Source organism: Bacteroides sp. AM10-21B (genome assembly GCF_003472565.1).
GTDB lineage: Bacteria > Bacteroidota > Bacteroidia > Bacteroidales > Bacteroidaceae > Bacteroides > Bacteroides propionicigenes.
On the sequence record NZ_QRME01000010.1, the window covers coordinates 30,394 to 56,487 of the forward strand.

Genomic DNA, 26,094 nt, shown 5'->3' on the forward strand with positions numbered 1-26,094 from the left:
GTGAAGCATGAATGAACTATCTGAACAGAGATTTTTCCGACTATTGTCAGAATACTCACAGAAAGAATTTGTCGTAAATGACTTTACGACTGCATTGCAAGAACTTGCCAATCATTTGGCAAGCATTGCTATAAATGAACAGGACTATGCCGTATTGTTACGTTATTTGTCTTTTGGACTAAACAGGCTTAAATCGTATCGGGTGCAATTTGAGCAGGGGGAAAAATGCCTTGCTATTGCTTATTGATGAAGCGATAGGGCTTGTAAATACAGAAATCCGCATATTGAATATGCGAATCAAATATCCGGTTCAGTTTCAAAATCGAAAGAATAAATTTCCACTCTCACCGCTTTATCTTACAGATGAAACCTATCTTGTTGAAATCATGGAACTGGTGAGTGGACTGTTCCTATCCAAAAGAGTAATTACTCACAACGGAACAGAATCACCACTTACAGAAATTGGGCGAGCGTTTGAGTACCTTTTTAATATCAAACTTGGGGATATTCACAAGAAGCATGAAAGCGTTATTAGTCGTAAGCCATCCAAAGTAACCGAATTTTTAGATACGCTTCGTAAAGCCATTCAAGAAGAATGCAAGAATAAAGGCTATTTGTAAATCAATAACTTACCAACTATTTATAGGGGTGTATCAGTGGTACACCCCTAACTTATTTGCGCTCATTTGCCGAACTTTGCTTCATCAATCGATTGGTAATCTTAATGTTCAACTAAAACAATGAAGCAAAATGTATGTAGATAACGAAAACTTCGACAAGTGGATGGAACGGCTATCAAAAAAGCTCTCCGAAATTGGGCAAGACCTGAAATCCCTTATCAATACCAACAATATACTGGACGAGAATGATAAAATACTCGATAATCAGGATTTAGCTTTTCTGTTGAAAGTATCTTTCCGAACTCTGCAACGGTATCGGGCAAGTGGCAAACTTCCTTACTTTATGATAAGCCATAAGACCTACTATCGGGCTGCTGACATCCGGACATTTATTCAAGAAAATGCTGATTGTAAGACCTACGAACGGTTCAAAAAAGAAAATCAACTTGATAAGCAAAGCACTGCAAAACAGGGTGAGTAATGGCACACACCTGATGTAGCACCATCGCTCCCCCATTTAGCAGAAACCGCCTCGTCCTGTGGCTCGGCTCATTTCGCTAAATGAAGCAAGAGGGAACTGGACAAGTCCTGTTCTTCCCTCTTTCCCTGCGGGGCAAAGCCTTCGGCTTTAGCGTGTTACAAGAACACGCTGTAATGACACCTGTAATAAGCATTTTCTTTTCAATGCTTATTATCAGGTATTTATCTATTCACATTTCTATAAAAAAGTAATTACCATGCCAAACAACAGTCGGAAAACGATATTCACTACCATTTCCATAGACAAGGAAACGGCAGCTTTGGTAGAGAAGATATGCAAACGCTATTCACTGAAAAAGAGTGAAGTTGTAAAGTTGGTATTCAGATATATAGATAAGGCGCATATCAACCCATCCGAAGCACCTGAATCAGTAAAATCGGAATTGGCGAAAATAAATAAGAGACAGGATGATATTATCCGTTTCATTCGTCACTACGAGGAAGAACAACTGAATCCTATGATACGGGTAACAAATTCCATTGCTTTGCGATTCGAAGCTATCGGCAAAACTTTGGAAACTCTTATTCTCTCTCAATTAGAAGCCAATCAGGAGAGACAAACAGCCGTGCTGAAAAAGTTAAGCGAACAGTTCGGCAATCATGCCAATGTGATAAACAGTCAGTCCAAACAGATTAACGCACTCTACCAGATACACCAACGGGATTATAAAAAGTTGTTTCACCTGATACAACTCTATTCGGAACTTTCAGTTTGCGGTGTGATGGATAGCAAAAGGAAAGAGAACCTGAAAGCAGAAATCAACAATCTGATAAGTACATAAGATTATGCACATAGACTTTGCCCCGCCATCAAACGGAACATATAATAATGTTGGAAGTTGCCGTCAGTTAGCTAATTACCTCGAACATGAAGACTTAGAACGGATGGGAAAGGGTATTTATATCGAAGGCTTTTTCAATCTGACAGAGGATAACATCTATAAATCAAAGGTTATAAAAGATATAGATAGTAACATCGGACAACTCCTAAAAACGGATGCTAAGTTTTATGCTATTCATGTCAGTCCATCGGAAAAAGAACTCCGAGCAATGGGTAATACAGAGCAGGAGCAAGCCGAAGCGATGAAACGCTATATTCGTGAGGTATTTATCCCTGAATATGCCAAGAACTTCAACAAAGGACTATCAGCACCGGATATAAAGTTCTATGGCAAGATTCATTTTGACCGTAGTTGTTCTGATAATAAACTAAATATGCACTGTCATTTGATTGTGAGCAGAAAAGACCAAGTCAATAAAAAGAAACTATCACCGCTTACCAATCATAAAAATAGCAAGAACGGGATAATCAAAGGAGGTTTTGATCGGGTGAATCTAATTAAACAAGTGGAACAGAGATTTGATAAACTGTTCGGCTACGAAAGACAGTTAACCGAATCTTTTGAGTATAACAACACGATGAAGAACGGCAGCATTGCCGAGCAACTTAAAATGCAGCAAGGACAGATTGCAAATACGGAGATACAACCAATTAATCAGCAAAATGTTGGGACAGCGATACAGCCGGATATACAAACGCTACAACAGTCTGATAATATGCAGATTAATATTAATGTACCAGATTTAGTATTATCTTCTTTGTTGGGCTTGCCCACTCCTCAGCCAAACAACAGCAATGAAGAACAACAAATCCCGATGAAAAGAAAAAAGAAGAAGTCTAAGCGAGGATTCAGGCGGTAGCCCTGTTGTTACCGAAGTTATTTCTTGTACCTATGTCAGTTATTCCCCACTCATGCTTCCTGTCCGTTTGGAGGGCGAAAACTCATGGAAAAAATGCCTAATACCATGAGGTTACAGAACGGAGTAAAAGAAGGTAAATCTATAATTAGTGTTCATCAGCAGTTTTGCTAGACTATTAAAAAATATTTTAGATGTAATTATGGCTGTTTTTCAAATATTTACTAATTTTACAAGCAAGAAGGGAATCACTTTAGGACAAAATTTTCCTTTTTCTGCATTAAGTCAGTTTTCCTAATGTAATGTAATAATAATATAAAGTTAAAATGATAACAAATGAGTAGATTACAAACCATAGAAAATGCCCTTACAAGTATAAACGAAACTGTTTTTCAAGAATTATGCGATAGCTTTTTAATTCTTAAAAACGAGAATTATCGTGCTTTTTCGAGAGTTGGAAGTCAGAGCGGAAAACAAAAAACAATAAAAGGAACACCTGACACTTTTTTGTTGTTGCCTAATGGTAAATATGTATTTGTAGAATACTCAACCAATATTACAAAAGGTGTATCAAAATTGCGGGAAGATATAGAAAAATGTCTTGATACTACAAAAACAAAAATTCCGATAAATCAGATTGTAGAAATAATACTTTGCATAAACTTCAACTTAAATGTAGATGAAATTCAATCTTTGAAAAATTTACTGGGAAAGAATAAAATTGCATTAACAATTTATACACTTGATTCTCTATCACTAGAACTACATTTACAGCATAGAGATATAGTTCACAAATATCTAGGATTACCTTTGGATACAGGACAAATTGTTTCTATTAGAACTTTTGTTGATGAATACAATAAAGCATCTAAAGGTATAGCAACACCTTTGAATAATACGTTTCTGCACAGAGAGGAAGAATTGGAGAACATTAAACAAGTAATCAAACAAAAAGATTTTTTAATAATTACTGGTATTGCAGGAGTTGGAAAAACTAAAATAGCTATTGAAGCAATTAATAGCTTTTTAGCGGAAAACTTATCTTATAATGCTTTTTGTCTTTCGTATAAAAATTGTGAATTGTTAAGTGATTTATATCAACATTTTGATGACAAGAAAGATTATATCCTTTTCGTTGATGATGCTAACAGAATAGATGCTTTTAATCAAATTACCGGTTTTTACAAGTCGCAACGGCAGGGGAATTTGAAGATTGTTATTACTGCAAGAGACTATGCTTTGCCAATTGTTGAAAGTTATTGTTTTGGATTTGCACCTGTCAAATACACTTTAAAAAAGTTCTCAGACGAACAAATTACTGATATTATTAAGGCAGAGCCTTTTAATATCTCAAATTGGCAGTTTCATAAAGAAATTATTCGTATCGCAGATGGTAATCCTCGACTTGCAATTATGACAGCATTGCTTGCAAAACAGGAGCAAAATATTTATGCTTTAGCAGACGTATCCGATTTATTTGAAAAATATTTCTCAACATTTATAAATGATGATGGAGAGTTCTCCAATCAGTTTAATATCAAATGCTTGGGGATTATTGCTTTTTTCAATGCAGTGCCTTATAAAGACAAAAATACAATTGAACTAATTTTACTAAATTTCCATATTGATTATTCATCATTCATTGATGCAATAGAAAAATTAGACAGATTGGAACTAGTGGAAATTCGATATGATTATGTAAAAATTCCCGAACAAAATCTAGCAATTTTCTTTTTCTATAAAGCATTTATAAAAGATAATTTACTTTCATTTGAAACACTTTTAAAGAAGTATTTTGATGAAAATAAAAATCAGTTTAAAGATTGTGTTATTCCTGCAAACAATACATTCGGTTTTGAAAATGTAATGCAAAAACTTCAACCTATTCTTCGAAACTATTTAAAATCAATTGAAAATAAAGAAGAAAGAGCATTTGAATTTTTAGAAACATTTTGGTTTTATCTGCAAGAAGAAACATTGTTATACGTTTACAATGAAATAAACCAACTGCCTTTACCTCGTGGCATTAATTATGAAGTAAAATATGAAACAAACGATTTTGCTTATAGTCAAAATTCTGTTATTGAATTACTTGGTAACTTTTTTCGATTTCAAAATAAGCTCAAAGATGCTATTGAATTGACTTTTGAGTTTATCAGAAAGAAACCAGAACACCTGCCCGAACTAATACATAAAATAAGAGAAGTATTAACTTTTGACTGGACAGATGAACGCTTTGGTTTTGAAAGGCAAAACATACTTTTTCAAATTTTAATTGAAGGTTTAGCAAAAAAGGATGTTTTGTATTCAACAGCATTCTATGAATTGTCAAAAACATTTCTTGCTTTTAAATACCAACAAACAAAAAGCGAAAGACATTATACAATATCTTTTTATCAGTATCCCATTCCCAATAACCAATGGATTAGGTTATTTCGAAAGAATATTTGGAATAATGTAAATGACTACTTTAGCGTATTTCCTGAGGAATCTCTCGGATTACTACAGAGTTATGCAAATGTTAGCCCTGATGTTATAAAAGAGATAATGGAATATGACATTCAATTCTTAATACCTATTATTGAAAATTATTTAATCCCTGACTCATTTGTACATTGTCATTACGTTCAAGAACAAATTAGATGGTGCAAAAGAAACGGAATAGAACATTCTGAATTTGTTTCTTTATCTCAAAAATTCACAAACCCAACTTATGAAAAGTATCTTATTTTAGATTGGGATAGATTCAGAGACAAGGAAAGCTATGATTTTGAAAATCACCAAGAATATGAAAAATTGAAAGAAGAAGAGATTAGGAAATCTTTTATTTTCAATGACATTAAAGAAATTGAATTATTTTACAACACTTTTATTTACTTAAAAAGCATTGCAAAAAATGATTGGGGCTATAATAATTCATTTGATTTAATTGTTGATGAAAATTGTTCGAGAAATTTCGAATTAGGTTGTCAGTTTTTGACCGAAGTGATAAATGCAGATAATCAGACTGGTTATGTGCCAAGAACTATCTTCAGGAATCAACTAACAACACAAGAAAAATCTCAATATATTTGGAATATTATACAAGGAAACGATTTTAAGTATAGATATTCTTGGGAGTTATCTTTTTATGACAACTTAGCAGATAATTTAATTAATGAGAAATATATTGAACAAATTAAAGACACTGTAAAAAGATTGCCGGATAAAGCTTCAATATGGTTTGGAGGATTAAAGCGATACTTAAGTATTGAACCAAATTTATTTGTAGAATTATTACAAATAATTATTGAGAAAAACGAAAAACAAAACGAAACAATTTTTGTACAATTCAATATTATAGAAGACTACTTTGAGGAATTAGGAAATGACATTGATTTAATAAAGAAACTATACTTGCAACAAGATTCAATAGACAATCATTTTGATCTAACTAGAAAAGGATTTTCTAAGATTATACAACGAGATGAAAATTTTCTTATAGAGTATCTTGATAATTTGTATTTAAAAAATGAAAATCAACATTATTTGCATGAAGACATATATTTAAATGTCATTTGGGAATCCACTAAAATCGAGCCAATACTGAAAAATATTTTTGATTTTCACGATAAAAAAGAAGTATATTTAGGAATTGGCAAACATTTCTACAATTCTTTTTTTGGGAATTTGTCACAAGAAGCAAGTATACGTGCCAAAAACTTCCTGTTGAATTATTGTAAAGAGAATTATGACAGTTATAAAAAAATGAATCTTATTGTAGATATAGCAAGACATTCAATGAAAGAGTTATTCGAAGATGTGTTATTGCTGTTTATATCATTAACACAAGAAATTGATTTATTTTCTAAAATATGGTGGCGAGGAAATGGCGGAACAGTTGTTTGCGGTGATGTCAATCTCGGTGATTTAGAGGCTTCTGATTGGCGGAATATTCTTTCTATTGTGGAAAAATCAGATTTGGGAATAAAACTAATACCAATAAAAAAGTATCTTAATTCTCAAATTGAAAACGCATTAAGATATGCAGATTGGGAAAGAAAGAGAAAATTCATTGAAGATGATTAAGTTTAGAATTATAGATTTTGTAAATCAGAAGAAAAGGTTTATCTTTGTTTCTAGTATTCTCCATAAGTAAACTACCGCAAAAGCATGTAGCAAATTAGTGGGATAATTCATGGGATATGCTTGAAACTAAAAATATAAAGTTTTAAATATCAGCATGGTAACTTCGATAGGAGAATCCCAGGCGGATCACTGAAAGACAAGTCAAAACAAGACTTAAAGAAGACAACTCCTACAATATCAAGGTATTGCAGGAGTTTTTTCTTTATATAATGTCCGTGACCAAAGACACGAAAAGGTCACGAAAAGACACACTTCTATGACCAATTCGTGACCAATCCGAATTTCAGAAAAACAGGTCACGGAATGTCCAAAATTGGCTAACATCTGTCCACATTTGTCTGGGCTGCAAATATCTCATTTTCAATCAATCAAAGTAATTTTGCAATTTAAAAAATGAGATTATGAGAACAACTTTCAAACTATTATTTTTCGTAAAACGAAACGCAGCAAAGAAGAACGGCAATGCACCAATCATCGCACGCATAACCATCGACCAAATTGTGTCGCAGTTCAACACCCAAATGGAGATAAATCCCGCTAATTGGAGCGTCAGCGCAGGAAAGGCAGCAGGGAGAAGCGCCGAAGCAATAAGTATCAACACCATGTTAGATAGCATCCGCAGCACCGTACACCAACATTATCATGCTTTGTTGGAACAAGACGGTTATGTGACCTCTGAACGGGTAAAAAACGCCTTTTTAGGTAAGATTGAACGGGGTAAAACCTTAATAGAGTTCTTTGAAATGAACAATACTTGCAGAAGGTAAAGATGAATACGGCAGATAAAACTTATTCCCGTTACGAATTAACAAAGAAACGTCTTATCGAGTTTATGAAGTTCAAGTATTCAGTTTCGGATATGCTTATCAAAGAAATAAACGTGGTGTTCATTGATAACTTCCTGCTGTATATTAAGAACCATCACGAATGTACCCACAACACAGCGATGAAGTTTGTACAACGCTTTAGAACCGTTGTGAACTTCACAAAGAACACAGGGTTGGTTACTGCTGATCCTTTCGGGAATTATAAGGTAAGGTTTGAGCAGACAGACAGGGATTATCTTACAATGGAAGAGATAACCACCATTTACAATAAGAAGTTTACTTCTAAAAGGCTGGAACAGGTAGGGGATCTATTCATTTTCAGTTGTTATACGGCACTTTCATACATTGATGTATGTGAGCTTACCAAAGATAATATTCGTATCTCATTCGATGGCAATTTGTGGATAATGACCCAACGACACAAAACGAATGTAACTTCCAATATTCGGCTACTCGAAATTCCGAAAGCTATCCTTGAAAAGTACAAAGACAAGTTGCCAAACGGGATGATTTTACCGCTTATAAGCAATCAAAAAGTAAACGATTATTTGAAAGAAATTGCTTCCATTTGCGGTATAAATAAGAACCTGACCTTTCATGTCGCACGTCATTCTTGTGCGACTTCGGTGCTGATAAGCAATGGTGTACCTATCGAAACTGTTTCCAAAATCTTAGGTCATACCAATATCAGAACCACTCAAATATATGCGAGGATTACCGATGTAAAGGTTAGCAATGATATGGAAATGTTAGTGCAGAAGCTTAATAAAATAAACAAATAGCATATACATACAGAAGCCATCATTAAACCTGAGAAAAGTTTAATGATGGCTTTATTATCATTCATCAATATCCATTGAGCCAACAAATGAGGATAGGTCTATTCCATGAATGTTCTTCTTCATATATTCTAAAGATCCTTCTTTTGTTTTTGACAAAATTGGACTTCTATAAAAAGGAAATTTTTCTTTTAACAAATGTGCTAATTCATACACCCAATAGGTACCACTCATTTGAATGATATGTCCACCTATATTTTGAGCCATTGCCTCAATTCTACTTCCACCACCTATTTTATCTACTAAAATAATTGTAGTAGTGAAATAAGTTTGATCTCCTCTTTCCATAACCCTCTCGAAACGAGAAACTTTATCCAAACTGATCTCTGTATTTCCAACACCAATAAATCCAATATCAAAACGAACACCAGCTCCTGGCCTCAATATTACAGTAGCGTCACTTTCTCTTTTGTCTTTACGTTCTGATAACCAGAAAACCATTCTATCTTTTTGGGAGTTACCCTGATTAATATACTCAAATCCTAAGATAGAAAGCACTGCACCTAATGTAAACTTCTCAAACAATTTTCCATACATTGATTTCTCGGACCCTCTAATTGTTAATGTTTGGGCTCCAATTGCTAATAAACATCTTAAAAGGGAGGGCCAATTCATTAAGTAAGTCGCACTTTCATCTTTTATTGCGATATTTAATTTGCCATAGCGTTCCTCTACATCGCGAGAAATTTCGGCTAAATTATGGTCTAATGCAGATAAATAAGTAGCAAATCCTTCATTATCACGCACTACATTCTGAATACTCTTTCCTGTTAATCCTAAGAACCAATATAAATATCTTTTTTCATTAGCCTTTAGCCCTTTCGTTTTGAGCTCTCCAGCAACTATTGATGTCAAATTACCTGCAAAATTTTCAAATGAGGCTAATGACTTTAAGAAAGTAACAACTAACGATGCATTCATTAACAGTATACGTCGTTGGGTTAAACCTTCCGTCAGATCTCTAATATTACTCCCATTCAATATGGAAAGAACAACATTTTCAATAATTTCTTCTCCTAGCCGATTAATTAAATCCTTGCCAGAATAATTTGCAAGCTGAATACCTTCTTTGGGTATCAAATTCCGAACATTGGTCATATACTATAGTCTGCTAAATGTATTATTAAATTCATTTTTATTCACATCCACATTTATCCAATTTATATCAAAATCATCACCAATGAACCAATCTCTCACATCTTTTTTGATTCTTTGTATATATTGAGATTCCTTTTCAAAAAGCACAAATCTTCGCCCCATTTTTTTAGCAGCTTTACCTGTTGTTCCAATTCCACCAAAAGGATCCAAGATTACGTCATGCTCAAAAGAGTAATATTTTATTACTTTCTCTGCTAATTCTATGGGAAATATTGCTGGATGTTCCTTACAGTGAGCAGGATGAATTTTCCAAATATTTGTTGTTTCATATCCATCTTCAATTTTTGAGTTCCGGACAGCTGTTTGATCCGGATGTTTTCGAATAAGCCAATCTATCAATTTATCAGTTTTTTTTCTGTAGACTAAAACATATTCTGTAACAGGAACAGGTTTATATTGTAGAGGGTTGCGATCTGCTGCAAATCTTCGTCCACGGCCTGTTGCCCAACCAGCACCTTCTGGTTTTACCCAAATAATATCATCAACAAACTCAAATCCTTCTTCAATAAAGAGTCGATGAAAATCAAACGGAACTGCTATTCTTTTTGAAGCTTCACTTCGACTTGCTCGCCTAAGTAAAACAGGAGAAACATTCAATACAAAAAAGCGTCCTTCGTTCAAGACACGTGCACATTCATGAATTATTTTTTGCATTTTAAGCAAATAATCCTCATATGAAAGATATTCTGCATATTCAGGTTTAGCATTGTAGTAAGGAGGAGAAGTGAATACTAAATCGACACACTCTTTCGGCAACTCTCTTAGCAGCTCCTCTGAATCACCCATACCTATAGTATTTCTAAGCATTGAAATTTTAGGAATATTTTTATCACTCACTTTTGCTTTCTTCTTATTATTTCTTCCTAAAAGACGATTTTCCAGTAATTCTTTATCTGTAGTTTTAGTACGATCAACAAAAGTCGTAATCGCATCTATAACTATTTCTCCAATTCTATCATCATTTCCAGACTTTAATGGAATTCTCCAAATATCAAACCGATCATCAATTTCTGGCAAACCAAAATTAATGACTTTATCTAATTCTATCTCTTTTAGAAAGTTCATACCAATTTTTTTTGCATCTTCTGTTGTATTAACTCGATATAAGCTTCTTGGCCCATTTTTTGTCCGTACCATATATTGTTTTTAATTTCACATTTGAAAACTTATTCAAAGATACTACATTTTATTGAATCTCATTATTGTTATCTTGTAAAAGCTATGATATGATGTGATTTAATGAAATACCCGCTCTCAACCTCAAATCAAACATAATCATTGAAATTGGTTATCGTCAGATAACGGCAAGGTGTGTTCAAAGCTGCTGAGAATTATCTCCGCAGCTCTGAACCTTTTAGGAAAATCACTCCGAAGTCGTGTTCCCAACGAAAGAAAAGTTACTCAATTAAATCATTCTTCGCTCGTCGGGACGGGTGGTCCTGCCCCTTGCCGCTAGGCGTTCCCCGACCGATGAGTTTTGAAGTGAAGTATTGCAATATTGTTTTCTTGAAATATTGATAGCTTGATTTCTTGATAACAGGTTTTCTTGTTTCCTTGATTTCAAGATTACAAGATAACATGAAAGCACTATTGCAAAATAGCTGGATTGGCAGACTGCATTATATCTTTTGCATACAGATAAAAAATACTTTCTCTTTTCAAAAGTCCATGTAGTTTATGAGGGACTTGCGAAAAGAGAAAATAATTTAGTAAAACCTTATAGGCAAGTTAATTGTCGTTTTCGTCCATTTTCCGAAGGAGCTTTTCGATGAGACTATTAAGAAAGGCTGTCCTATCTCTTTTACGCTCCCTGATTGTAAGATAAGTACGATAGTAATCACCTAAGTCTACTTTGAATGATGCCTCTATATAGGTCATTATTTCCTTTATATCAGCATTTCCATTGTTTAGAACTCCGGCAGCATATATAGCATATCCCAATTCAATAGCAGCAACTTTAGTTCCTGTCCATCGAAATGGATTATCAGGCAAAGAAGCTCGGCTGGTTTCTATCACTTCTGTTCTCTCTACATCTTGTAATCTCTGATGCAAATAGATCTCCAACATATCATAAGCCAACATCTTGGCTACCCTATGATCACAACAGGTCGAGAACAAAGGATCTCTATCCAATAAGCCACAATTATGGCACAACTTGTAGTTCTCATGCCCTCTGAGAAAGTAATATTTATCCAAATGTATTGCTTTGGAACGATAATATTGATAGAAGTCAAGATTATTATTACAGAAGTCTACGATTGCCGATTGCTTTTTCTTGTAATGCTCCTTGACTACCTCTTTATTGCCATTTGGCTTTCTTAATTCAAGCGTATAAATATCATTGTAGTATATTAGTTTGCTTAGAATTAACGGTTTGCTATTTTTAAAGAAGTCTATCTCTTCCTCGTTATCCCGAAAGTTATATTTGTGTATATACTCTCTTAGTCCTTCAAACAATGGTCTGATGAAATCAATCATATACAGAGCCTTACTTGAAGATATATCACTATCTATACAAGATGTTTCTATCTCTGCATTGATTTTCAATATCAGTTCATTGGAAACCTGTTTTGCTGTCATTTTATCTATTATATAGGTTTATATTATACGGCTAAATACAATACTCTATTTCCTTTTATTTAGAATACAAAGAAGAGTATTAAAATCAGTTTGCAAAAGTAACTCTAAATCAAAAGCAGATACAGATATAGTTTTTGTATATTTGCAGGGTACAGATTAGGTGAGTTATGAAAAAGGAAGTCTTATATCAGAAATAGCGAGAAATATTGCTTGGCAGATTAAAAAGGGTGTATGGAAAATTGGTGAAAAGCTGCCCTCTTTACGCACTATAAGTAATGAAAATGGAGTAAGTTTAAATACGGCAATTCAAGCATACTATGAATTGGAAAAGGACGGCTACATAATATCACGCCCTAAATCGGGATATATTGTCAATTATAAGCCAATACGCTTATCTGCTCCAGCCACCACACAACCATCTGTGAAAAATGAAAGTAAAGAAGTCGTGGAATTAATTGCTGAAGTATATCGTTTATTAGAAATTGGAGATAAGTCTATTACCCGATTCTCTTTAGGAATGCCCGAAGATGTTTTATTACCAATAGCAAAACTCAATAAGGAACTAATAAGAGCAATGCAAACACTTCCGGGTAATGGTACTCGTTATGATGAAACACAGGGAAACATCCACTTGCGTAAGGCTGTAGCTCGCTTCACTTATAGCTGGAATGGAAATTTGACAGAAGAAGATATAGTAACTACAGCAGGAGTCACTAATGCTGTTGCTTTAGCTTTATCTGTGATTGCCAAGGCAGGAGATACGATTGCCGTCGAAAGTCCAGTTTATTTTGGAATGTTACAGCTTGCCAATAGTTTGGGATTACGTGTTTTAGAGCTACCAACAAATCCCGAAACAGGCATTGATCCCGATGCTCTAAAAAGAGTTTTGCCACAAATTAATGCTTGCCTGCTTATAAGTAATTTCAATAATCCATTAGGAAGTTGTATGCCTGATGAACACAAAAAAGAGGTTGTCAATATGTTGGCTGAACATAATATACCATTAATAGAAGATGATTTGTATGGCGACATATTCTTCGGAAATTCAAGGCCTAAACCTTGTAAAGCATTTGATAAAGAAAGAATTGTATTGTGGTGTGGGGCTGTATCTAAAACGTTAGCACCGGGGTATCGAGTAGGTTGGATTGCTCCCGGAAGATTTAAAGAGGCTATTATTCGTCGGAAAAATATACATCTAATTTCTACACCTACTCTTAATCAGGAAGCCGTCGCTAACTTTATGGAGAATGACAGATACGAAAATCATTTGCGTAAACTTCGTCGAGAGCTTTGTGCAAATAGTATTCATTTTGCTCATTCTATTATGGATCATTTCCCTGAAAACACAAAGGTTGTAACTCCACAAGGGGGATTTATGCTTTGGGTGGAGTTAGACAAGCGAATTGATACAACAGAGCTTTATTACAGGGCTATGCAGCGGAAAATAAGCATAGCCCCCGGACGTATGTTTACCTTACAAGAACAATACACGAACTGTATGCGCTTAAGTTATGGGCAACGATGGACTCCACTCCTTGAAGAACGTTTAAAACGATTAGGAGATATAATCAAAGAATCACTCTGATGGGCTGATGTGTGCCTGTAGAACTTCTCCTATGATTTGAAGCCCCTTTATTATTCGTTCTTCTGGCATATTGGAGTAATTCAGTCTAAGTGTATTTTCTTTGTGTTCGACAGGATAGAATGAGCCACCAGGAACAAAAGCTATTTTTCGTTCTATACACTTTTTCAGAATCTCACGTGCTGAAATTTCTTCGGGTAATTCAATCCAAGTGAATAATCCGCCTTGTGGATAGGTATATCTGATGTTGTCAGGAAAATAGTGTTCTATACACTCCATAGTTATATCTCTACGTTTACTGTAAACTTCTACGATTTTGCCAATATGTTTATCAATATCATATCGTTTCAGATATTCGGCAATAGTCATTTGAGCTATCGTGTTACACTGTAAATCTGTACCCTGTTTAACTAGAACATACTTGCGGATAATATCTTTATCGCCAGCAATCCAACCAATCCGGAAACCGGGACAGAATATCTTAGAAAAACTACCAGCACACAAGATATTACCAACCTTATCAAATGATTTTATAGAGGGCAAAGATTCTCCCTCGAATCTTAATTCTCCGTAGGGATTATCTTCAATAACAGGAATATCATATCGGGCAGATAGTTCCGCAAGTTTTTTGCGTCTTTCCAAGCTCCATGTTTTTCCGGTGGGGTTCTGGAAAGTGGGTATTACATATATTAATTTCACTTTTGGGGTATTACTCAGTACATCTTCCAATACAGTCATATTCATGCCCTCTTCATCCGTAGGTATCTCCACAAAGTTACATCCGTATGACTTAAATGCGCTAATTGCAGCTAAATAAGTAGGGCTTTCACATAATACAATGTCACCATCATCCAAGAAAACTTTACCTGACAAATCCAATCCTTGCTGTGATCCATGTGTGATAAGAATATTATCTTTATCAAACGATGTTCCTAAACGTTCATTCATTCGCTTGGCAATCCATTCACGTAAAGGGGAATACCCCTCAGTAGTAGTATATTGGAGAGCTTTTGTTCCTGCTTCCTTTAATACTATTTGAGTCATTTGATTAATTTCATCTATTGGAAATAATTCAGGGGCAGGTAGTCCACCAGCAAATGAAATAACATCTTCTTGCTCTGTCACTTTGAGTATTTCTCGTATTTCTGAAGCCTTTATATAAGACATTCTATTTGCAAATTTCAACTTCATAATCATTAAATGTATTTGAGAACTAAAATATTGCAAAGTAAAGCATAAAAGACAAATGGAAACAGATACAATTTGCGCAATATTAGCAGGTACAGATTTTCGGAACCAAATATTAGCATAACGCTATTCAATTCAAAAGAATACTTTAGGAGTGTTCTATGAACTTTCACCACTACTAAGCTAAAAGAATGTATTTCAAAAACATACTATCATTATATTTAATTGTTTACCTTTGCAAAAAACAAAGGTACATGAAAGATAATCCTATTAGTACAATAGATAGTGAATATATAGAGTGGCTGAAAGCCATCAAACAGCAAATTCGTTCTACTAAAACACGAATGATAAAAACAGCTAATACAGAGTTGATACACTTTTATTGGCGGTTAGGACAAATGATCTCTCTAAAACTGAAAGAGCAAAATTGGGGTGATAAGGTAATAAACAAGCTTTCAGTAGACTTGCGCAATGAGTTTCCTGATATGCAGGGCTTTTCCCGTCAGAACCTATACTACAGTAAGAATTTCTATGAGTTTTATGCAGGACAGATGCATATTTCACCCAATAATTCAATTGTCCCCCAAGTTGAGGGACAATTACAATTGGCTGATAATTATAAGATTATCTTTGATATTCCTTGGGGACATCAAAAGGTGATAATCAGTAAAGCCCAAAATATAGAAGAAGCATTATTCTATGCACATCAAACTCTATCTAACAGTTGGAGCAGAAGTATTTTAGAAAATCAGTTCAAGCAACAATTCTACGAACATTACGGACAAGGACAAACAAACTTCTCGCAGACCTTACCAGCCCTAACAGCGGATATGGCACAGGAAGTAGTAAAAGACCCGTATTGGTTTGATTTTGTGTCTGTATCTCAAAAAGCACGAGAACGAGATATAGAAAAACAGCTTGTAACTCACATTACTCAATTTCTTCTTGAATTAGGTAAAGGGTTTGCATTTGTAGGGGAGCAATATTGTTTGAACTTGAACAACAAGGAGTATTTCTGCGACCTCTTGTTCTATCATATACCTTTGAGAGCTTACGTAGTTATAGAACTTAAAAATGGAAACTTTAAACCTGAACACTTGGGACAGCTAAACTTCTATCAAAACCTTATCAACAACACGCTAAGAGGAGAATATGATAATCCGACCATAGGGATGCTACTCTGTCGAGATAAGGATAGAATTGAAGTAGAATATGCATTGCAAAATATATCCTCTCCAATTGGAGTTAGCGAGTTTAATGTAAAGGAGCTACTTCCTGATAATCTAAAAAGCCAATTGCCAACAATTGAGGAAGTTGAAGAAGAACTTAACAAATTTGTAGAATAACAAGATAAAACTTAGTATCAAGGTGCAAGCATATATATGTATATATAGCTAACACCTTGACACTAAGTTTAAATACTAATAATCAGCAATTTGCGCAACATAAAAAGAATGCATCTTTTTGAACCCAAGATATTGACATTCACACTTTCACAAACCTCCAAGTTCTTCCTGTTGAATCTGGGTAAATGTATTGATAATACCATTTGCCATTGTTATCTGGTATCATTATTGGTATACCGCCTGAAGTTGTTTCTTTTGCCATTTGCAAAAATATAGTTGTTGTCATCTGAAGCAATATTCCAAATACAATTCTAAAAATCAACCAAGCATAAATAACTATTTTCTCCCACTCTCCAAATGACAAACCTCTCACCGTAGCATATTTATTTCTTCCGAAATTGTCGAACCATATTCCTCCCTGCACAATATGATATTGTGAATGACCTATAGCATTACGAAGATTACTATTATAGCCTATTTTCACTACATCTTGTAGATATGGATATCTAATAAGCCTTCCAATTATTTCTTCCCTAATAAATTTCCCTTTACCAGTTTCCTTGAGTGTGCTTAAATCTAGGCTCCAGTCATAATGCTCACCATTGGCAACCCGAAGAAGCTCTGTAAAGGTTCGAAGGAACCATTCATTTTCCCAAATGTCAAGGTACATATTACAAACTCTGATGATACCGTTTTCAAAATCAGTCGTTCCATTTAGGAAACTATTGCCATTTTTCTCGAAATGATTATCATTAGAAGTACATATTGAAGCACCCATATTATTGATTATATTTACTTTCTGTAGATTGTTTAATCCAACCTCTCCTAATCCGATAGAAGGATGTCCTCCCCAATCATAAAAGCCCCCTTGCTGGCAGACCAAAAAATCAGAAAAATCCAGAGCCTTAGCCTTCGACTCGTTAAAAAAACGTTGGAACTTCATTCGGAGCTCCTCTTCATATTTATCAAAAGATATAATTCTAATCATTTTATAAATAGTATTTAATGTGAGTTTGAATTTGTCATGTAGGTATATTGCAAAAATAATAAAAAAACACTCCAATAAATACAATATAATCACTTTTATTTCAAGTGAGATTTCAGTGCAAGGTACAAGTGTATATGTATATATACAGCTTGTACCTTGCACTTGAATTTATGTATTCACTATCAATGATTTGCGTAATTCAAAAAGAATGTGTGCTTTTGAACCCAAGATATAAGCAGACAGGCACTGGACAGAAGTGGACAGTTTTTTAGGACTAAAACGTGACAGGTACAAAGCTTATAGCTCCAATGATATTGATTTATAGGAGAATATACCGCAAGGTTCATGGACCCAGGCGGATCACCCAAAAACTGGAAAAACCAGATGAAGAAAAAACTCCTACAATACCTTGATATTGTAGGAGTTTTTTTCTTTATCTAAAATCCGTAACCGGAGATTTACTAAAACGTGACCAACGATTTACTAAATCGTTGGTCACGTTTTAGTAAATCTCCGGTAGTGCGTTAGCAAGTCGTTTCCGAAGCATATCCGAATACCATCTTTGTTATGTGCAGAATAAGAAAGGAAGTCCAAGTCCACCCTGAGCCAAAGACAGAACCTTCGTCCTGTCTTTTCGCGCTTTCTGATAATACTCGTAGCGCATACCGTCGGACACATAACGATGTTTGCCTACTTTATGCTGTTTTTCATGCTGTTCCATACATCTGTCGAGTACAGTGACGGTTACATCATACACGGAATTATCATCCGCAGACAAATAGTTGCCCGCAAGGAACAAAAGAAATCAACCGCCTGCTCAATCTGGAGCAAAGTATCTGCGAAGAAGTGGTTCAAACACCTTATCAGTCCTTTGCTTGATGCACTGTCAACTGCGGGAACGGGAAACCGATTCCCTCGTTGTTGAATACAGAGTAAATGGTCTTGTTCATATCAAAATAAACTCCCCAATAATCGCTGCTCTTCACCCAAACACGGATAACAATATTCACACTGCTGGCATCCAAAGCATGAAGGGCCACGAAAGGTTCCGGAGTATTCAGGACACGGCTGTCGGCAGCAAGTATACGGCGTACGGTAGTTTCTACCTTATCATAATTCTCGCCATACTCCACACCGATAACCCAATCCACACGACGGGTATCTTCACGGCTGTAGTTAGTTACCGTGCCACTGCTCAAAGCACCGTTAGGAATATAAATCACCTTATTATCGGCCGTAGTGAGGATGGTATGGAATATCTGAATCTCACGTACCGTACCGGATACACCCTGACTCTCAATCCAGTCGCCCACCTTGAACGGACGGAATAGCAAGACGATGAGCCCTCCGGCAAAGTTCTGCAGGTTTCCGGACAGCGCCATACCTATTGCCACACCGGCAGATGCCAGTAAAGCCGCAAACGAAGTGGTTTCAACCCCTAACTTACCGATAACGGCAATAATCAGCAGGATTGTCAGCAAGATATTCACCAGACTCTTGACGAAACTCTGGATGCTTGCGTCAATATGCCGCTTTACAAGAAGTTTGGATACAAGCTTCTTAATGAAAGAGATTAGAAAGCGTCCTACTACAAAAATGATAATTGCACCTATGACACGACCTCCGGCTCCCACTCCCCAGTCTATCAATTGCTGCATAAAAATCTGAAGTTTGCTGAAACCTTCCTCAGAAGCTTGGACGGCAAACACCGCCATTAATAAAGATGATAACATGATTAATTGTAAATTATAAATGATTAATTATGAATTATAAAGGACAAATTTAACAAAAAAAATCATTTCCCGGCCACTTTATTTGTACCTTTCAGTCAAAAGAGATACTTTTGCAGCCGATTTCAACTAAGGGGTGCCCTAATATGACGGGCTGAGACCATACCCATTGACCTGATTCGGGTAGTGCCGACGTAGGGAAAAGAAGAAAAGTTCCCCTTTTCTGTATTAATTTTTAATCATTAAAATTGCAAATGAAGAAGTATGCAATGGCAGCATGCCTGTTTATGGCAGCGCTGAATGTCTGTGCGCAGACAAAGGAGAAGGACAGCTTGCGGGTAATAGACCTGCAAGAAGTAGAGATTATTTCCACACGTGCCACAGGAACTACTCCGGTGGCATTTACCAACATCAACAAAGAACAGCTTAAAAAGCAGAACTTCGGCCAAGACTTGCCGTATCTGTTGAGCATGACTCCCTCTGCCATTACCACCAGTGATGCAGGAGCGGGTATCGGCTATACTACATTGAGAGTACGAGGCACGGACGGAACGCGCATCAACGTCACCGCCAACGGTATTCCTATCAACGACGCCGAAAGCCACACCGTATTCTGGGTGAATCTGCCCGACTTTGCATCTTCTGTCAAAGATATGCAGATACAACGCGGTGCAGGAACTTCTACCAATGGTGCAGGAGCATTCGGAGCCAGTATTAATATGCAGACCGGAGATTTCTCCCTGAAGCCTTATGCCGAGTTGAACGCTTCGTACGGCTCATTCAACACGCACAAGGAGACTGTCAAAGCAGGTACGGGGCTCATCAACGAGCATTGGTCTTTCGATGCCCGCCTGTCCAATATCAGTTCGGACGGTTACATCGACCGTGCATCGGTAGGGCTGAACTCTTACTACTTGCAAGGTGGATATTATGATGACAACACTTCCGTCAAACTGATAACTTTCGGAGGAAAAGAGCGCACCTACCATGCCTGGAACTATGCCAGCAAAGAAGAATTGGAAAAGTACGGCCGACGCTACAACTCCTGCGGATATATGTACACCGACGACAACGGTGCAGACCACTTCTATGAAGACCAGACGGACAACTATGTACAAAAGAACTATCAGCTGCTTTTCAACCATAACTTTACCTCTGCTTGGAATGTAAACGTAGGCCTGCACTATACCAAAGGAGACGGCTACTATCAAGAGTACAAAAACGGACGCAAGTTGGTGGAATACGGTCTGCTCCCGTACGAACACGACGGTGAAACCGTCAAAAAGAGCGATCTTATCCGCAAAAAAGCAATGGACAACTGGTTTGGCGGCGGCATCTTCTCCGTCAATTATAAAGGCAACCGCCTTCACGCATCCCTCGGCGGCGGACTGAACCGCTATGACGGCGACCACTTCGGCAAAGTGCTGTGGGTAAAGAACTACGTCGGCAACCTTGACCCCGACAAAGACTACTACCGCAACAATGCCACAAAAAATGACGGAAACCTCTACTTGAAAGCCGACTATGAGCTGTGCGACGGGCTCAATGCCTATGCCGATTTGCAATACCGCCACATTTCCTATAAGATGTACGGGCAGAATGACAAATGGAACAGCGTCACCGACGACGGCCTGCAGCAACTTGCCATTCACGAGAAATTCGACTTCTTCAATCCCAAAGCCGGATTGTCATGGCAAATCAACCGCAACAACCGGGTGTACGGTTCGTTCAGCGTGGCTCACAAAGAACCGACACGCAACAACTATACGGACGGGAAGTTTACCGAACATCCCAAAGCGGAACGTTTGTTTGACTACGAACTGGGTTACACCTTTGCCAACTCATGGCTGACACTCGGCGCCAACCTCTATTATATGGACTACAAAGACCAGTTGGTGCTGACCGGCGAACTGAACGAAATCGGTGAAGCCGTAGCTGCCAACGTGCCCGACAGCTATCGTACGGGCATTGAGCTAATGGCCGGTCTGAAACTGGCTTGCGGTTTCCAATGGGACATCAATGCCACGTTGAGCCGTAACCGTGTAGAGAATTTCACCGAAACCCTTTACGAGAACGAAGACCCGGCAGGCGAAAAGTGGAACACTTATCTGGGTGACACTCACATCGCTTTCTCTCCCGACTTCCTGCTGAACAACCGTTTCGGCTATACTTACAAAGGATTTGAAGCATCTTTGCAATCGCAATACGTCAGCAAGCAATACATGAGTAATCTGGATTGCAAAGACCATATTCTGGATGCCTACTTCGTCAGCAACCTGAACTTGTCGTACACATTTGCGTTACCCAAAATAAAGTCGGTAACCGTAGGCTGTACCATCTATAACCTCTTCAACGAAGAGTACGAGAACAATGGCTATGCAGGCAGCGGTTTCTATTATGAAGACGGGCAGAAAGTACGCTACAATTATGCCGGATATGCCGCACAGGCCGGTACCAATGTATTAGGACATATTTCTTTACGTTTCTGAAACTGATTATGGAGCATACACTCGAAATTATCGGAACACTTGTCGGACTTCTCTACCTTTGGTTGGAATACCGGGCAAGCATCTATCTTTGGATAGCGGGCATCATTATGCCTGCTATCTATATCTTCGTCTACTACAACGCAGGTTTGTATGCAGATTTCGGTATCAACATCTATTACCTCGGAGCCGCCATATACGGATGGACAATGTGGAAGTACGGCGCATTCCTGCGGCGGACAATCCTGAAAAGAAAAACTCCGGATGCAGAAAACCGGCAACAGGAGTTACCGATAACCGGTATGCCGCTGCGGTATCTGCTGCCGCTCATTGCGGTATTTGCCGTTACGCTTGTGGGCATTGCCTGGATACTTATCAACTTTACAGACAGCAACGTGCCGTGGCTGGACTCCTTCACCACAGCACTCAGCATTGTCGGCATGTGGATGTTGGCACGTAAATACGTGGAGCAATGGTGGGCATGGATAGGTGTAGATGCTGTGAGTACGGGACTTTACATCTATAAAGGGCTCGATTTTACCGCCGCACTATACGGCCTTTACACAATAATCGCTATCTTTGGCTACTTCAAATGGAAGAAGATGATGAAGCAAGAGACCGATTTATGATTTTAATCCCTGATTTATCAATTATCAAACTATGAAAGCGGAAGCAGTTGTTTTAGCGAACGGAGAATATCCTACCGCTCCTCTACCCTTGGAGATATTAGCGGGTGCGCCTTATGTAGTCTGTTGTGACGGCGGTGCGGACGAATATATCCGACAGGGGCATATACCTAACCTCATTATAGGTGACGGTGACTCCATCAGCGAGGAGAACCGCAAGAAGTACGGGCATCTGCTTCACCGCATTTCCGAACAAGAAACAAACGACCAGACGAAAGCCGTCAACTACCTGTTGTCGCAAGGCAAACGCCGGATAGCCATTGTCGGCGCCACCGGCAAACGCGAAGACCATACTTTAGGAAACATCAGCTTACTCATGGACTATATGCGCGCCGGAGCTGATGTGCGTACCTACACGGATTATGGCATTTTTATCCCTTGCCGAGATATATGTACTTTCACCTGCCGGCCGGGACAACAAGTCTCCATCATCAACTTTAATGCCCGCAAACTGCATGGGCTCGGACTGGTATACCCTCTCAGCGACTTTACCAACTGGTGGCAGGGCACTCTCAACGAATGTACCGGAACCGAATTTACGATTGAAGCGGAAGGGGAATACTTGGTCTTTTTGAATTACCCTCAGCCACTGCCGTAAACACGTATCGTATGGTAACAGCGGCTAAAGTTCCCGGACTATCCCTAAACAATTCATAACTTTACAACGTTTTAAGGGAAAAGGAGACTGAAATATGAAAGATACCGAACCGGAACAAACATCACACCCCACCAAGCAAGTACTCATATTCTCCAACCGCTTACGCCAAGACATTCAAACTGCCTGCCGGCAACTGGAAAACGGAGAAGGACAAGAGGATATAACAATCAACAAGGAGGCAGAGTCATGGTTAAACAAATAATCTGGTCGCCACTTGCCAAAGAAGGACTGAGGAGTATTCTACTGTCTTCACAGCAAAAACACGGAGACAAGAATCAAAGCAAGATTCTATACTCACTCCTCCAGAATGCGCTCCACCGCATTACTCTAAATCCCTTCATCGGACAAGCCACGGAAGTGGATAATATACGATATATCACCCCTCATCCCGACTATACGCTATTCTACCGCCACAGCCTCCTGAAGATAGAAGTGCTTGTGCTGTGGAACAACAGCCATAAGGCCGGAAAGATAAAGAATGAGTAATCAGATACTCATCAAATAATGCTTGAAGTCCGCAAAGTCTTTCGACATGGGCAGGCTCTTCTTTTCGCCACGCATAAAAGCCTGTAACTTTTCCGGTATCTGCACCGCTTCACCGATAATGCTCTCTACCGTATCTTTGAACTTGGCAGGGTGAGCCGTCTCCAAGAAGACTCCTGTTTCGCCCGGCTGCAAGCCCTCCTGCAATGCACGGAAACCGCATGCGCCATGAGGGTCAAGCAAGTAATGCTCATCTTTCCAAACATTCTTCATGGTTTCGGCAATCTGCCCATCCGTATAAGTAGATCCGCTTATCTCGGCAGAGATAGCTGCATGGTTACCGCCATAAAGGTCGAGAACACGTGCAAAGTTACTCGGGTCGCCCACATCCATGGCATTGGCAATCGTGGCGATACTCGGACGCGGTGTATAAACACCCGTCTGCAGATATTGATAGAATATGTCGTTACGGTTATTGGACGCTATAAAACGCTTTACCGGCAGTCCCATACGCTTGCCGAACAAGCCTGCCGTTATATTACCGAAGTTACCGCTTGGCACACAGATTACGGCATCAGCGGCTTTTCCCGCCCGCTTCAACTGTGCATAGGCATAGAAATAATAGAAAGCCTGCGGCAGGAAACGCGCCACATTAATGGAGTTGGCGCTGGTTAGCTGCAAATGGCTGTTAAGTTCCTTGTCCATAAAAGCCGCTTTCACCAATGCCTGACAGTCGTCGAACGTACCGTCCACTTCAAGGGCCGTGATATTCTGCCCCAGTGTAGTGAACTGCTTTTCCTGAATCTCACTGACCTTGCCTTTCGGATAAAGCACATAGACATGAATACCTTCCACACCGAGGAAACCATTGGCTACGGCGCTGCCCGTATCGCCCGAGGTGGCAACCAGTACATTTACCTGCTTCTTGCCCTCTTTCCTGATGAAATAGCCCAGCAGACGCGCCATAAAACGACCGCCTACATCCTTAAAGGCAAGTGTGGGGCCATGGAACAATTCGAGGGAATAAATGTCTTCCGTCACCTTCACCAGAGGAACATCGAAACTCAATGTATCATATACAATCTGCTTCAATGTATCTGCCGGAACATCTTCGCCAAAGAAAGCATCCGCTACCCGATAGGCTATCTCCTGAAAACCGAGCGTATCGATGCTGTCGTAGAACTCCTGCGGCAACGGTTTGATGGTAAAGGGCATAAAAAGTCCTTTGTCTGCGGCAAGCCCTTTCACTACGGCTTCTTCGAGGGTAACGTCAGGGGTTTGTTTGTTGGTACTGTAGTATTTCATAATTCTTTCATAAATTCGTTTATAAACTCATCTTCTTTCATCAGGCCGTAGCTGCCGCTACACGCGGCAACCTCATCGAAAGTCTGCACTTCGTCCGGCTCGATGCCCGGATACCAAATAAAGAAAGGTATCGGTTCGTCGGTGTGCGTGCGCAGCTCGCAAGGAGTGGGATGGTCGGGTAAAACGGCAATAGCGACAGGCTCTTCCCAATCTTTCACAGCTTCATAAACAGGACCTACGGCACGGCTGTCCAAGTTCTCAATGGTCAGCATCTTCAAAGGGACATCGCCTTCGTGCCCTGCCTCATCGCTGGCTTCGATATGCAGATAGACGAAATCATCCGTTTTCAAGGCATCAAGGGCGGCAGCTACTTTATTCTCGTAATTGGTATCGTACAGTCCGGTAGCACCTTCTACCGTCAGACGGCGCAGTCCGGCATAGTAGCCGATACCGTTAATCAAGTCTACGGCCGAGATAACAGCGCCTTTCTTCACTTGAGGAAACTTATCCGAGAGTTTCTCCATCTGCGGACGATAACCCGGACTCCACGGCCAAATGCTGTTAGCCGGGTCTTTGCCTTCGGCTGCACGTTTCTTGTTAACGGGATGTTCTTTCAATAATTCCTGCGAACGCATGATTAAGTCGTTAATCAGGTCGGCGGTTTGTTGAGGGGTCAGTTCGGCTTGTCCTTCGGGAGCTGTGATATCCTCCGTACCGGGCATGGGCTTCACCAGCAAGGGTCGATAGGGTTTTAAAGGAACATCATGCGGGGGAGTGCAGTCTATGCGCTTGTCTCCGCCTTTTATTACCAGCAAATGCCGGTATTGCACCCCTGTATGGAAGCGTACGCGCTCATTGCCCAAATGTTCCTGCAGATATTTCACCAGTACATCGGCTTCTTCAGTCGTGATGTGTCCCGCCGAATGGTTCTTTATATTATCTCCTTCAATGCAGATAATATTACAGCGCATCGCCATTTCGCCCGGCTTCAGGTCTACACCGATACTTGCCGCTTCCAACGGACCGCGTCCCTCATATACCTTCGGAAGGTCGTAGCCCAAAACGGACATATTGGCAACCTCGCTACCCGGATGAAAACCGTCGGCAACAGTCTTCAACCTGCCTACACGTCCCATCCGTGCGAGCCTATCCATATAGGGCGTTTTGGCAGCCTGCAACAAGGTCTTGTCTCCCAAAGACTTTACAGGCCAGTCGGCCATACCGTCACCCAATATAATAATGTGTTTCATCT

The 26,094-nt window shown here is 38.7% G+C and carries 21 protein-coding genes, 2 pseudogenes and 1 riboswitch; of the genes and pseudogenes, 14 read left to right on the forward strand and 9 right to left on the reverse strand.

Features of this window, described 5'->3' with window-relative positions:
• Positions 1-7 precede the first annotated feature (7 nt).
• From DW121_RS13400 to DW121_RS13435, 7 genes and pseudogenes are all read left to right on the forward strand, one after another.
• On the forward strand, positions 8-247 hold the full coding sequence (locus DW121_RS13400) for a hypothetical protein (protein ID WP_118324057.1): 240 nt from the start codon (positions 8-10) through the stop codon (positions 245-247).
• Positions 210-620: an RteC domain-containing protein gene (locus DW121_RS13405; RefSeq protein ID WP_233555816.1), complete on the forward strand. Its 411-nt coding sequence runs from the start codon at positions 210-212 to the stop codon at positions 618-620. The genes DW121_RS13400 and DW121_RS13405 overlap by 38 nt, the downstream gene beginning before the upstream one ends.
• A 130-nt stretch (positions 621-750) precedes the next feature.
• Positions 751-1,101 carry a helix-turn-helix domain-containing protein gene (locus tag DW121_RS13410; protein ID WP_118324059.1) on the forward strand — a complete coding sequence of 117 codons (351 nt, stop codon included), beginning with the start codon at positions 751-753 and terminating at the stop codon, positions 1,099-1,101.
• 256 nt (positions 1,102-1,357) lie between these two features.
• On the forward strand, positions 1,358-1,942 hold the full coding sequence (locus DW121_RS13420; RefSeq protein ID WP_118324060.1) for a BfmA/BtgA family mobilization protein: 585 nt from the start codon (positions 1,358-1,360) through the stop codon (positions 1,940-1,942).
• Between the two features lie 4 nt (positions 1,943-1,946).
• Entirely contained in the window at positions 1,947-2,861 is a 915-nt protein-coding gene (locus DW121_RS13425) for a DUF5712 family protein (RefSeq protein ID WP_118324061.1), read from the forward strand.
• Positions 2,862-3,194: 333 nt separating this feature from the next.
• Positions 3,195-6,926, forward strand: coding sequence for an ATP-binding protein (locus tag DW121_RS13430; RefSeq protein WP_118324062.1), 3,732 nt, complete (start codon positions 3,195-3,197; stop codon positions 6,924-6,926).
• A gap of 461 nt (positions 6,927-7,387) precedes the next feature.
• Positions 7,388-8,595: pseudogene (locus DW121_RS13435) on the forward strand (site-specific integrase).
• 57 nt (positions 8,596-8,652) lie between these two features.
• Here DW121_RS13435 and DW121_RS13440 read toward each other — a convergent pair.
• From DW121_RS13440 to DW121_RS13455, 3 genes are all read right to left on the reverse strand, one after another.
• The gene (locus DW121_RS13440) at positions 8,653-9,750 is read right to left on the reverse strand and encodes a CfrBI family restriction endonuclease (protein WP_118324063.1); all 1,098 of its coding nucleotides are present in this window, start codon (positions 9,748-9,750) and stop codon (positions 8,653-8,655) included.
• Between the two features lie 3 nt (positions 9,751-9,753).
• Complete coding sequence (locus DW121_RS13445) at positions 9,754-10,947, reverse strand: DNA-methyltransferase (protein WP_118324064.1); 1,194 nt, start codon at positions 10,945-10,947, stop codon at positions 9,754-9,756.
• Positions 10,948-11,538: 591 nt separating this feature from the next.
• Positions 11,539-12,390, reverse strand: a complete 852-nt coding sequence (locus DW121_RS13455; protein WP_118324066.1) for an RteC domain-containing protein — start codon at positions 12,388-12,390, stop codon at positions 11,539-11,541.
• 167 nt (positions 12,391-12,557) lie between these two features.
• Between DW121_RS13455 and DW121_RS13460 the strand changes: the two are divergent.
• Positions 12,558-13,975: pseudogene (locus DW121_RS13460) on the forward strand (PLP-dependent aminotransferase family protein).
• Here the strand turns inward: DW121_RS13460 and DW121_RS13465 are convergent.
• Entirely contained in the window at positions 13,967-15,163 is a 1,197-nt protein-coding gene (locus DW121_RS13465; protein WP_118324111.1) for a PLP-dependent aminotransferase family protein, read from the reverse strand. The pseudogene DW121_RS13460 and the gene DW121_RS13465 sit on opposite strands and share 9 nt — an antisense overlap.
• Before the next feature lie 251 nt (positions 15,164-15,414).
• Here DW121_RS13465 and DW121_RS13470 point away from each other — a divergent pair, with 251 nt between their 5' ends.
• Complete coding sequence (locus tag DW121_RS13470) at positions 15,415-16,506, forward strand: YhcG family protein (protein ID WP_118324067.1); 1,092 nt, start codon at positions 15,415-15,417, stop codon at positions 16,504-16,506.
• A gap of 139 nt (positions 16,507-16,645) precedes the next feature.
• Here the strand turns inward: DW121_RS13470 and DW121_RS13475 are convergent, their stop codons facing one another.
• The 3 genes from DW121_RS13475 to DW121_RS13485 form a co-directional block, all read right to left on the reverse strand.
• Entirely contained in the window at positions 16,646-17,494 is an 849-nt protein-coding gene (locus DW121_RS13475; RefSeq protein WP_147399677.1) for a hypothetical protein, read from the reverse strand.
• Positions 17,495-18,059: 565 nt separating this feature from the next.
• On the reverse strand, positions 18,060-18,215 hold the full coding sequence (locus tag DW121_RS13480; RefSeq protein ID WP_187120041.1) for a hypothetical protein: 156 nt from the start codon (positions 18,213-18,215) through the stop codon (positions 18,060-18,062).
• A gap of 142 nt (positions 18,216-18,357) precedes the next feature.
• Positions 18,358-19,209, reverse strand: a complete 852-nt coding sequence (locus DW121_RS13485) for a mechanosensitive ion channel family protein (protein WP_118324069.1) — start codon at positions 19,207-19,209, stop codon at positions 18,358-18,360.
• 137 nt (positions 19,210-19,346) lie between these two features.
• Positions 19,347-19,443, forward strand: a riboswitch (TPP riboswitch).
• A 35-nt stretch (positions 19,444-19,478) separates the two neighbouring features.
• Here DW121_RS13485 and DW121_RS13490 point away from each other — a divergent pair.
• The 5 genes from DW121_RS13490 to DW121_RS13505 all read left to right on the forward strand — a co-directional run bounded on the left by DW121_RS13490 (position 19,479) and on the right by DW121_RS13505 (position 23,540).
• Positions 19,479-21,713 carry a TonB-dependent receptor gene (locus DW121_RS13490; protein ID WP_118324070.1) on the forward strand — a complete coding sequence of 745 codons (2,235 nt, stop codon included), beginning with the start codon at positions 19,479-19,481 and terminating at the stop codon, positions 21,711-21,713.
• Positions 21,714-21,721: 8 nt separating this feature from the next.
• Complete coding sequence (pnuC, locus tag DW121_RS13495) at positions 21,722-22,339, forward strand: nicotinamide riboside transporter PnuC (protein ID WP_118324071.1); 618 nt, start codon at positions 21,722-21,724, stop codon at positions 22,337-22,339.
• A gap of 31 nt (positions 22,340-22,370) precedes the next feature.
• Positions 22,371-22,994, forward strand: a complete 624-nt coding sequence (locus DW121_RS13500) for a thiamine diphosphokinase (protein WP_118324072.1) — start codon at positions 22,371-22,373, stop codon at positions 22,992-22,994.
• Between the two features lie 94 nt (positions 22,995-23,088).
• Positions 23,089-23,256 carry a hypothetical protein gene (locus tag DW121_RS15740; protein WP_187120042.1) on the forward strand — a complete coding sequence of 56 codons (168 nt, stop codon included), beginning with the start codon at positions 23,089-23,091 and terminating at the stop codon, positions 23,254-23,256.
• Positions 23,241-23,540 (forward strand): type II toxin-antitoxin system RelE/ParE family toxin, encoded by a 300-nt coding sequence (locus DW121_RS13505; RefSeq protein ID WP_118324073.1) that lies wholly within the window; start codon positions 23,241-23,243, stop codon positions 23,538-23,540. The genes DW121_RS15740 and DW121_RS13505 overlap by 16 nt, the downstream gene beginning before the upstream one ends.
• Here DW121_RS13505 and thrC read toward each other — a convergent pair whose 3' ends face one another.
• Together thrC and DW121_RS13515 are read right to left on the reverse strand one after the other, a co-directional pair.
• Positions 23,541-24,842 carry a threonine synthase gene (thrC, locus tag DW121_RS13510; RefSeq protein WP_118324074.1) on the reverse strand — a complete coding sequence of 434 codons (1,302 nt, stop codon included), beginning with the start codon at positions 24,840-24,842 and terminating at the stop codon, positions 23,541-23,543. It lies immediately after the preceding gene.
• Positions 24,839-26,092 carry a cofactor-independent phosphoglycerate mutase gene (locus DW121_RS13515; protein WP_118324075.1) on the reverse strand — a complete coding sequence of 418 codons (1,254 nt, stop codon included), beginning with the start codon at positions 26,090-26,092 and terminating at the stop codon, positions 24,839-24,841. The genes thrC and DW121_RS13515 overlap by 4 nt, the downstream gene beginning before the upstream one ends.
• Between the last annotated feature and the right edge of the window lie 2 nt (positions 26,093-26,094).